General features: G+C 63.3%; 11 protein-coding genes. All 11 read left to right on the plus strand.

The genetic code is table 11. From position 1 onward, the window contains the following. Positions 1–1,765, plus strand: a 1,765-nt coding sequence (thrS, locus tag VNN55_07000) for a threonine--tRNA ligase (GenBank protein ID HWO57297.1), incomplete at its 5' end; no start/stop codon positions are given. Between the two features lie 66 nt (positions 1,766–1,831). Next, complete coding sequence (gene infC, locus VNN55_07005) at positions 1,832–2,437, plus strand: translation initiation factor IF-3 (protein ID HWO57298.1); 606 nt, start codon at positions 1,832–1,834, stop codon at positions 2,435–2,437. A gap of 90 nt (positions 2,438–2,527) precedes the next feature. Continuing rightward, the gene (gene rpmI / locus VNN55_07010; protein HWO57299.1) at positions 2,528–2,728 is read left to right on the plus strand and encodes a 50S ribosomal protein L35; all 201 of its coding nucleotides are present in this window, start codon (positions 2,528–2,530) and stop codon (positions 2,726–2,728) included. Positions 2,729–2,760: 32 nt separating this feature from the next. Then, positions 2,761–3,114 (plus strand): 50S ribosomal protein L20, encoded by a 354-nt coding sequence (gene rplT / locus VNN55_07015; protein HWO57300.1) that lies wholly within the window; start codon positions 2,761–2,763, stop codon positions 3,112–3,114. A 175-nt stretch (positions 3,115–3,289) separates the two neighbouring features. Next, positions 3,290–4,288, plus strand: a complete 999-nt coding sequence (gene pheS, locus VNN55_07020; protein ID HWO57301.1) for a phenylalanine--tRNA ligase subunit alpha — start codon at positions 3,290–3,292, stop codon at positions 4,286–4,288. Positions 4,289–4,329: 41 nt separating this feature from the next. Continuing rightward, the gene (pheT, locus tag VNN55_07025) at positions 4,330–6,714 is read left to right on the plus strand and encodes a phenylalanine--tRNA ligase subunit beta (GenBank protein ID HWO57302.1); all 2,385 of its coding nucleotides are present in this window, start codon (positions 4,330–4,332) and stop codon (positions 6,712–6,714) included. A 373-nt stretch (positions 6,715–7,087) separates the two neighbouring features. Continuing rightward, entirely contained in the window at positions 7,088–7,351 is a 264-nt protein-coding gene (locus tag VNN55_07030; GenBank protein ID HWO57303.1) for a hypothetical protein, read from the plus strand. A gap of 126 nt (positions 7,352–7,477) precedes the next feature. After that, on the plus strand, positions 7,478–7,831 hold the full coding sequence (locus VNN55_07035; protein ID HWO57304.1) for a cell division protein ZapA: 354 nt from the start codon (positions 7,478–7,480) through the stop codon (positions 7,829–7,831). Between the two features lie 72 nt (positions 7,832–7,903). Next, positions 7,904–9,472: a ribonuclease Y gene (gene rny, locus VNN55_07040; protein HWO57305.1), complete on the plus strand. Its 1,569-nt coding sequence runs from the start codon at positions 7,904–7,906 to the stop codon at positions 9,470–9,472. 108 nt (positions 9,473–9,580) lie between these two features. Continuing rightward, on the plus strand, positions 9,581–9,712 hold the full coding sequence (locus tag VNN55_07045; protein ID HWO57306.1) for a GIY-YIG nuclease family protein: 132 nt from the start codon (positions 9,581–9,583) through the stop codon (positions 9,710–9,712). Positions 9,713–9,934: 222 nt separating this feature from the next. Then, positions 9,935–10,503 (plus strand): TIGR00282 family metallophosphoesterase (locus VNN55_07050; protein ID HWO57307.1); only part of this gene is annotated, 569 nt, incomplete at its 3' end.

Genomic DNA, 10,503 nt, shown 5'->3' on the forward strand with positions numbered 1-10,503 from the left:
CCCGGTGGGGCCGGAGGATCCCGACGGGCTCACGGTCCTCCGCCACTCCGCCGCCCACGTGATGGCTCAGGCCGTGTGCGACCTCGTCCCCGGCGCCCGGTACGCCATCGGCCCGCCGATCGAGGAGGGGTTTTACTACGACTTCGATCCGCCGCGTCCGTTCACGCCAGAGGACCTCGAGAAGTTCGAAAAGCGCATGGCGGAAATCGCCGCCGAGGATGCCCCCTTTGTCCGGCACGAGTGTTCCCCGGAAGAGGCGCGTTCGCTCTTCCGCCGGATGAACGAGCCGTACAAGCTCGAAATCCTGCAGAAGATCCATGAGGCCGGCGAGCAGGTCAGCTACTACACCTCCTCGCGCTTTCTCGATTTGTGCCGCGGGCCGCACGTGCCCAGTACCGGACGGATCAAGGCCTTCAAGCTGCTCAATGTCGCCGGCGCCTACTTCGGCAACCCCGAGGACAACCGGCAATTGCAGCGCATTTACGCCGTCTCCTATCCGGACAAGAAGGCCCTCGATGAGTTCCTCAAGCGCCGCGAGGAGGCCGAAAAGCGCGACCACCGTCGCCTGGGCAAGCAACTGAAACTGTTCTCGATCCAGGAGGACTCCGGCGCCGGGCTGGTGCTGTGGCATCCGCGCGGGGCCTTCATCCGCCGCATCATCGAAGAATTCTGGTACCGCCGGCATCAGGAGTCGGGCTACGAGCTGGTCTATTCGCCCCATGTGGCGCGTCTGCGTCTCTGGGAAATCTCCGGGCACACCGGCTTCTATGCTGACAGCATGTTTCCGCCCTTCGATGTGGAGAACAACCCGCATCAACTCAAGCCGATGAACTGCCCGTTCCACATCCTGATCTACCAGTCGGATGTGCGCAGCTACCGCGATCTGCCGTTGCGCTGGGCGGAGTTGGGAACGGTTTACCGCTTCGAGCGCGGCGGCGTGCTGCACGGGCTTCTGCGCGTGCGCGGCTTCACCCAGGATGATGCGCACATCTTCTGCCGCCGCGACCAGGTGGAGGCGGAAATCGCGCGGACCGTCGACTTTTGTTTTTCGATCTACGCCGCCTTCGGCTTCACCGACATCGATGTCTTCCTCTCCACCCGCCCGGAAAAGGCGATCGGCGACGAGAAGGACTGGCTGTTGGCGCAGGAATCGCTGAAACGCGCCCTCGAATCGCGCGGCCAGTCCTACCAGATCGACGAGGGGGGCGGGGCCTTCTACGGCCCCAAGATCGACATGCATGTCCGCGACGCCATCGGCCGCCGCTGGCAGTGCGGGACCATCCAGTTTGATTTCAATCTTCCCGAACGGTTCGATCTGCACTACGTCGGCGCCGACGGCGCCCGGCACCGTCCGGTCATGGTCCACCGCGCCCTGATGGGATCGCTGGAGCGTTTCTTCGGCATCTTGATCGAGCACTACACCGGCAACTTCCCCGTCTGGCTGGCGCCCGAACAGGCGATCATCCTGACGGTCAGCGAGAAGGTGGCCGATTACGCCGCCGCCCTCGAGACCGAGCTGAAGGCCAAGGGGGTGCGGGTGCGCGCCGACCTGCGGCCGGAAAAGATCGGCATGAAAATCCGCGAAGCGGAAACCAACAAAGTTCCGTATATGCTCGTTGTCGGAGAAAAAGAAGCGCAATCGGGAATGGTCGCCGTCCGCGCCCATGGCGGGATGGACCTGGGTGTGCAACCGATCGCGCAATTCGTCGAATTGATCAAAAGCCAGGATAAACCGGCCGACTACACCCGTCGCGCCGAACCCTAAACCCGTGTCCGGGCTCTGCCCGGGGAGGTACGCCCTATCGCCGCGCCACGCCAGCCGCAGACTCGTATCAACCGTCGCATCCGGTTCCCGCAAGTGCGGGTGATCGGTCCCGATGGCGCCCAGTTGGGCATCATGGTGACCAAGGATGCGCTCAAGCTCGCCGAAGACCAAGGCTTGGACTTAGTCGAGATTTCCCCTGACGCCCGTCCGCCGGTCTGCCGCATCCTCGATTACGGTAAGTACCTGTACGACGAATCGAAGAACGCCAAGAAAGCCAAAAAGCGTCAGACGAGCACGCAGCTCAAAGAGATGCGTTACCGGCCGAAAATCGACGAGCATGACATCAATTTCAAGACGGCCAAGTTGCGCGAGTTTCTGATCGAGGGACACAAGGTCCGCGCCTATGTGGAGTTCCGCGGCCGCGAGATGACCCACACCGAGTTCGGTTACCGGATCCTGGAGCGGATCAAGGAAATGCTGGCCGATGTCGGCCAGCCGGAACCGTCGGTACGCATGGAAGGGCGGCACATGTCGCTCATCATCAACCCCAAGAAGGGGGCGGTCAAACCCAAGGCCGACGAAAAGCCCGGAGAGAAGCCGGCCGCCGCCGGCAAGCCCGCGGGCGCCGCCGCACCGGCGCCCTCCGGGGCCGCCGAGCAACCGGCCGCCTGAGTGTTTTTCTCGATTATTTGATGTTGACAGAGGCCTTGCAGGGCATATATTTGCGAGTCTTGGCCAAATGGCCAAAGAGGGATAGGCAACATGCCAAAGATGAAGACCAATCGTTCGGCCGCCAAGCGCTTCAAGCGCACCGCCTCGGGCAAGTTCAAGCGCGCCAAGGCCTACCGCGGCCACCTCTCCGGCTCCAAGTCGCCCAAGCGCCAGCGCCAGCTGCGCAAGACCGCTTATGTCGACAAGACCGATGAGGGACGCGTCAAGTGTCTGTTGCCGTATGGGGCCTGAGGCCGGAATCGTCCGTTTAGGGAGACTCACAAGTGTCACGCGCAACGAACAATGTCGCCGCCCATCGGCGCCGCAAGAAGTACCTCGATGAAGCCAAGGGGAACTTTGGCGGACGGCGCAAGCAGTATCGCACCGCCCGGATGACCGTCGAGAAGGGCTGGCAGTACCAATACCGCGACCGGCGCAACCTCAAGCGAACGATGCGCAATCTCTGGATTGTCCGGATCAACGCCGCCGCGCGCGGGCTCGGGCTCACCTATGCCCGTTTCATGGACGGCCTCAAGAAGGCCGGGATCGAACTGGACCGCAAGGTGCTGGCCCACATGGCCGCCACCGACCCGGATGGTTTCGCCGCGCTGGCGCGCACCGCGGGCGGCGGACGTTAGCGAGTGTCAACACCGCCTCCCCGCGGGGAAGCGTGCCGAAAACCCGCCTCCGGCGGGTTTTTTGTTTTGCGCCGACACGCATGTTTCTGATTCCGTCGGCGGCCCGAATGCATGATCGTTGGGACTGCGCCCCGGCCCCCGGGGCGGGACCGTAGCGAACGGACAACCGATGAGCATGACCGATCAACTGCGCGAGCTGGAGGCCGTCGCGCGCGCCGAATGGGACAAGGCCTCGCCGGCCGAGCGCGCCCAGATGAAAGTCCGCTATCTGGGCAAGAAAAGCCGGCTCAACGAAATCCTGCGCGGTCTCAAGGACCTGCCCGAAGAGGAGCGCCGTCAGGTCGGCGCACTCGCCAATCAGGTGCGCGACGCCCTGGCGCAACTGTTCGAAAGCGCCGATGGCCACGCTGCCGCGGTGGCCGTGCCGCGCTATGATTTCACGCTGCCGGGACGTCCCCAGCCGCGCGGCGTCCGTCACCTCATCACCCGCACCATGGAGGAAGTAATCGAGATCTTCTATGGAATGGGTTTCGAGATCGCCGACGGCCCCGAAATTGAGACCGACTATTACAACTTCGGCGCGCTCAATTTCCCGCCCGATCACCCGGCGCGCGACATGCAGGACACGTTCTTTGTGTCCGACGAATACCTGCTGCGCACCCACACCTCGCCGGTGCAGGTGCGCACGTTTGAAAAACGCCGTCCGCCGGTGCGGATTCTGGCGCCCGGACGGGTCTATCGCAATGAGGCGGTCAACGCCCGCTCCTATTGCGTCTTCCATCAGGTCGAAGGGTTCTTCGTCGACACCGGTGTGTCCTTTGCCGATCTGAAGGGGGTGCTGGCGGCCTTCACGCAGGAGTATTTCGGCGCCGATGTGAAGCTGCGCTTCCGGCCCAGTTTCTTCCCGTTCACCGAGCCCTCCACCGAGGTCGACATTTCCTGCACCCTCTGCGGCGGCCAGGGCTGTCCGCTGTGCAAGCATGAGGGCTGGCTGGAGATTCTCGGCGCCGGGATGATTCATCCGAATGTGTTTGCCGCGGTCGATTACGACCCGAAGGTCTTTTCCGGCTACGCGTTCGGGATGGGCATCGAGCGGGTGACGATGCTCAAGCATGGCATCAACGACATCCGCCTGCTCTATGAGAACGATCTGCGCTTCTTGAAGCAATTTTAGTAGGTCCCGCAGGACCGATCGGACCTATCGAAGGATTCGCGATGAAACTCGGTTATCGCTGGCTTTCCGACTACATCACCATTCCCTGGGAACCGGCCGAACTGGCCGACCGTCTCACCGGGATCGGCACCGCCGTCGACGGGCTCGAACCGGTCTTTCCCCGTTTCCATGGCGTGGTCGTCGCGCGCGTGACCAACACCGACACCATCCCCGGCGACGCTCACCTCAGGGTGCTGACCGTCGACGACGGCATTTCGAAGAAGACCGTTGTTTCCGGCGCGCCGAACATCAAGGACGGCATGCTGGTCGCCTATGCCCGTGTCGGTGCCATTCTCCCCGGCGCCGCCGAGACGGTCGGCACGCGCGCCTTCGGCAGCATCATCTCCGAGGGGGTGGTCTGCTCCGAACGCGAACTCGGGTTGACCGACGATCACGAGGGGGTGATGGCCCTCGATCCCGAGACGCAGACCGTGGGACGCGACCTCTGGCAGGAACTGGAGCTGGACGACACCAGCATCTCGTTTGATCTGACCCCCAACCGCGGCGACTGTCTGTCGGTCTTCGGCATCGCCCGCGAAGTGGGCGCGCTGGTGGGCAGCCGCATCCGCCGGCCGGAGATCCATCTGCTGGAAAACGGCGAGCCCGCCGACAAGCGGTTGCGCGTCACCATCGAGGACCCGGAGGGGTGCTGGCGGTATGCCGGGCGTCTGGTGACCGGCGGGCGCGTGCGGCCGTCACCGTGGTGGCTCAAGCACCGTCTGCGCAGCGCCGGGCTGCGTCCGATCAACAACGCCGTCGACGTCACCAACTTCGTCATGATGGAGACCGGCCAGCCGCTGCACGCCTTCGACTGGAGCAAGTTCCAGACCGGCGAGGTGCGGGTCAACGCCGCGGTCGGCGGCGAGGAGTTCATCACCCTTGATGACAAGCCGCGCAAACTGCCGGAAAAGACCGTGATGATCACCGACGGCGGCAACCCGGTGGCCATCGGCGGGATCATGGGCGGCCAGATCTCCGAGGTCTCGGCGCTCACCGCCGATTTCCTGATCGAGTCGGCCTGCTTCAACCCCGTGCGCATCCGCCGCGCGCGCAAGAAACTCGATTTGAACACTGACGCCTCTCAGCGGTTTGAGCGCGGTGTCGACCCCAATGGCGTGATCTATGCCCTCGATCGCGCCGCGGCGCTCTTGTCGAAGCTCACCGGCGGCAAGCTGCTGACCGGCGCTGTCGACGTCTATCCCAGCCCGGTCGCGCCGCTCAAACTCGAGCTGGAATCGGAATGGATCAACCGCACCCTCGGCACCAACCTGGCCTCGCCGAAGATGGTCGACATCCTCGCCTCGCTCGAATTCGGGGTGGTGACCGGCAAGACCGCGGTGGTGACCGTGCCGACCTTCCGACCCGATGTCACCAAGCCGATCGACCTGGCCGAAGAGGTCGCGCGGGTTTACGGCTATGAGCGGATTCCGCTCAACAAGCGGGCCGCCGGGATGCAGCCCACCCACCGCAATCCGAAAGTGAAGTGGGAGACGCGTCTGCGCGACGTGGTCGAGGGGCTGGGCTTCAATCAGGTTGTCTGCAACTCGCTGGTCGATCCGCGGCAGATTCTCATCGCCAACGCCCGTCCCGTGCCGTTGCGCAATCCCCTCTCGTCGGACATGGCGGTGATGCGCGCCGACATGTACGGATCGTTGTTGACGGTGGTGGCGCACAATCTCAACCGCCGGGTCGACTCGATCGCGATTTATGAGCTGGGCTATACCTACGCCAAGGGGCATGGCGCCGAACCCTATAACGAGACACGCCGTCTGGCGCTGGCGCTGGCCGGCGATGCCCCCGCCTCCGGCTGGGAAGGCAAGCCGCGTCCCTATGATTTCTTCGACCTGAAAGGCGCGTTGCAATCGCTGTCGGCCGCCCTGCGCATTCCGATGGACCTGTCGGTCGAAGCGGTTGTGCCGCTGGCGCCCGGGGAGTCGTTCGCCATCAAAGCGGGGGAGAAGCGCTTAGGCGAGATCGGACGCGTCGAACCGCGCGTCTGCGCCGACTTCGACATCAAGACGCCGGTGTGGGCGGCGGTATTGGACGTCGAGGCGTTGATCGCCGCGGCCGATGTCCGCGTCCCGCAGTATCGTGAACTGCCGCGCTTCCCGGCCGCCTATCGCGACATGGCGCTGATCGTCGATGCCGGCATACCGGTCGCCGTTCTTCTGGACGCGATCCGTCGTGTTGGCGGCGAGTTGATCGAGTCGGTGAAACTCTTCGATCTCTACACCGGCAAGCCGATCCCGGAAGGGAAGAAGAACGTCGCCTTCGCGCTGGTGTATCGACGCGCCGATCGCACTCTGACCGACGACGAAGCCGACAACGCCCACCGCGCCATCGTTGCCGCGCTCGCCTCCGAGTTCGGCGCCAAACTCCGCGAGTAGGACCGTCCGACCACGCAGGATGTCATCCCCCTGGAGCCCGGGAGCGGCGTACGCGTGGCGATGGCAGGTCAGACAGGAATGTCCGACCTCCCGATTCCTGACCATTGAAATCAATCTTTGGGAGGACAAACATTCCCGGCTGTCCATCGCTTCGTGGGTGAGTCCGCTCCCGGGAGCCGCCGAACGAGGGGAGACGCGCGGCCGGGCGGTGCTCACGCGCACTGCCGCGGCGCCCTCCCTGTTGAAGTTTTTCTTTAATTCGCTTGACTCGCTTAAAGTATCAGATTAAGCTGCGGCGTACATTTGAACGCCGCCTCACACCGGGCACTCTGGCGGCACCACCATCGGTCAACCTGAGACATCAGCGTCGGACATGGATCATTCCGAGTTTGATCTATTAGAGAAATCGATTGAACGGGCGATGGAGCGTCTGGCGACGCTCGAGGCGGAAAACGAGCGTCTCCGCGCCGACCGTGGCCTGCTCTCCGAACAACTGAAATCCGAAAAAAACCGGGTCGCATCGATCTCCAACCGGATCGTGCAGAGCGCCTCCCCGTCCCCGGACCGACTGGCCGAGGTCAAGGCGCGGTTGCAGAAGCTGATTGAGATCATCCGCGAGCACGAAAAATCGCTGTAGCGCGGCGAAATTGTGACTTGACAACTGCCTTCGCGCGGGAAACTTTGGACGCGGAGGAGCAGTACTTTGACATAAATCGCGGTACGGGAAGAAGATGGGAATCACAACTCAGGGTTAAGATAGCCGGTGGATACGCCTTCCAAAACCATCCGCGTCAACATCTTCGGCGACGAATATCCACTGCGCGCCGAGGGGGAAGCGGATACGGAGTATATGACGCGTGTGGCGGACCATGTCGACCGGGCGATGCGCAAGATCGCCGATCGGTCGCCCAGTCTGCCCACCGCCAAAGTCGCAATCCTGGCGGCGTTGAACATCACGGACGAGATGTTCTCGTCACTGCGTGAGTCCGAACGCCAGACAGCGTCGCTTTCGGCCCGCGCCCGGATTTTGCGCGAGAAGCTGGAGGCGCGGCTGGCCGCCGGCGCCGTCGCATCGACCACCGATTCCCCGTCTCGATTGTCCCTCACCGCCAACTGAGACCGGACCAGTGAAGTGACATCCGACGGCCCCCGGCCGTCCTCGGTCATCGCACGGTCCTGGGAGGGCGCTATGCAGATCCCTCTTTGGGAACTGGGATTGATCGTGGCCATCGTGGCCGCGGTCTTCGCCCTGCTCGGCTACATCCTCGCCCGGCGCGTCGGGCAATCGAAGATCGCCCGCGCCGACGAGATCGCGCGGCAGATCGTGCGCGAAGCCGAGAAGGAAGCGGAGATCAAGAAGAAGGAAGCCATCCTCGAAGCCAAGGATGAGCTCTACAAGCAGAAGGTCGAAGTCGAACGCGAACTGCAGGTCAAACGCACCGAACTGCAGAAAACCGAAAAGAAACTCCAGGAACGCGAAGACTCCATCAACCGCAAGGTCGACGTCCTCCAGACCAAGGATCGCGATGTCCAGAACCGCGAAAAGGCCCTGGTCACCAAGGAGCGCGCCCTGCGGGTCCGCGAAGGCGAACTCGAGCACCTGATCGCCGACCAGAACAAGCAACTGGAGCGCATCGCCGGGATGACCACCGACGAGGCCAAACAGCTCCTCATGGACAACCTCGAGCAACAGGTGCGCCGCGAGGCCGCCACCCGCGCCAAGGAGATCATCGAGGAGGCCGAACGCAACGCCGACAAGGAGGCGCGCGAGATCATCACCCGCGCCATCTACCGCTGCGCCGGCGAGCACACCGTCGAGACCACGGTCTCGGTGGTCAACCTGCCCTCCGATGAGATGAAGGGGCGCATCATCGGGCGCGAGGGACGCAACATCCGCTCGTTTGAGACCGCCACCGGCGTCGACGTCATCGTCGATGACACCCCCGAGGCGGTCATCCTCTCATCCTTCGATCCGGTCCGCCGCGAGGTGGCGCGTCTGTCGCTGGAAAAGCTGATCGGCGACGGCCGCATTCATCCGGCGCGCATCGAAGAGATCGTCGAGAAGACCCAGAAGGAAATCGAGGTCAAAATCCGCGAGGCGGGCGAGCAGGCCTGCTTCGATGTCGGCATCCATGACCTGCACCGCGACGTCGTCTGGCTTCTGGGCAAACTGCATTACCGCACCTCCTACGGCCAGAATGTGCTGGCGCACATCGTCGAGGTCTCGATGCTCTGCGGCCTGATCGCCGCCGAGCTGGGGCTGGATCCGATGCTGGCCAAGCGCTGCGGTCTGTTGCATGACATCGGCAAGGCGATCGACCGCGAGACCGAAGGCACCCACGTCGAGATCGGCGTCGCCTTCCTCAAGCGCTATAACGAGAATCCGATCGTGATCAACGCGGTCGAAGCGCACCACGGCGATGTCCCGCCCGAGTCGCCCTATCCGATCATCGTGATGGCCGCCGATGCGGTCTCCGGGGCCCGTCCCGGCGCTCGCCGCGAGCCGCTGGAAGGCTACATCAAGCGCCTGGAGAAACTGGAGGAACTGGCCGACGGGTTCACCGGCGTGGCGAAGTCGTATGCGATCCAGGCCGGACGTGAAGTGCGCGTGATCGTCGAAAACGAGAACGTCGACGACGCCGGCGCGCACCTGCTGGCCAACGACATCGCCAAGAAGATCCAGCAGGAGATGCAGTACCCCGGCCAGATCAAGGTGACGGTGATCCGCGAGACGCGGGCGGTGGATTACGCGAAATAGCCGCGTGGTCGGCGTGGTAAAAAGATTGCTTCGTCGGTCGCAAAAAGCGCTCCCTCCTCGCAATGACGGAGGTCGGGACTGTGGAGAAGGCGTTCTGCGTGTACATTGATGACCAATGGCCACAACACGGTCATCTACACTGGCATGACAAGCGATCTGAAGAGCAGAGTCTGGCAGCACAGGAATGGCGTGGTCAATGGCTTTACGCGGCGATACCGGCGGACGAAACTGGTGTACTGAGAGGTATGCCCGGGAGCCGAAGCAGCCATTCTCCGCGAAAAGCAGATCAAGGGCGACTCGCGGAAAAGGGAATTGGAATTGTTTCGCAGGTAGAACCCGACATGGCGAGACCTGTCTGCTGATCTTTAGGATGCGGCCCCACTGCCCCCATCGTCATTGCGAGGAGGCCGCTCTTCGGCCGACGAAACAATCTTTTTCCAGCGCCACAGGACAGGATTCCCCATGCGCCTGATGTTCATCGCCGATATCACCGGACGGCCCGGCCGCTGGATCGTCTCGCAGCTTTTGTGGGGATTCAAGCGGAAGCACGCGATCGACTTTGTCATCGCCAACGTCGAGAACGCCGCCGGCGGGTATGGCATCACGCGCGAAATGTCGCAGAAGCTGTTCACCTACGGCGTCGATGTCCAGACCTCCGGCAACCACATCTGGGACCGTCCCGATGCCCGCGAAATGCTGACCGAGGAGCCGTATGTGCTCCGTCCGGCCAACTACCCGCCGGCCGCGGCGGGGAAGGGGAGTGTCTGGCGCACGACGCCGGCCGGGATCACCGTCGGCGTGTTGAATCTCCAGGGGCGGGTCTTCATGAAGGAAATCGACTGCCCCTTCCGCACCGCCGATGCCGAATTGGAGCGGCTGCGCGAGAAGACTCCGATCATTTTCGTCGACTTCCATGCCGAGGCAACCTCGGAGAAGCAGGCGCTGGGCTACTACCTCGATGGACGCGTCTCGGCGGTGGTCGGCACACACACGCATGTGCAGACCGCCGACGAAAAGATTCTGCCGCAGGG

It is taken from the genome of bacterium (genome assembly GCA_035559435.1).
GTDB lineage: Bacteria > Zixibacteria > MSB-5A5 > WJJR01 > WJJR01 > JACQFV01.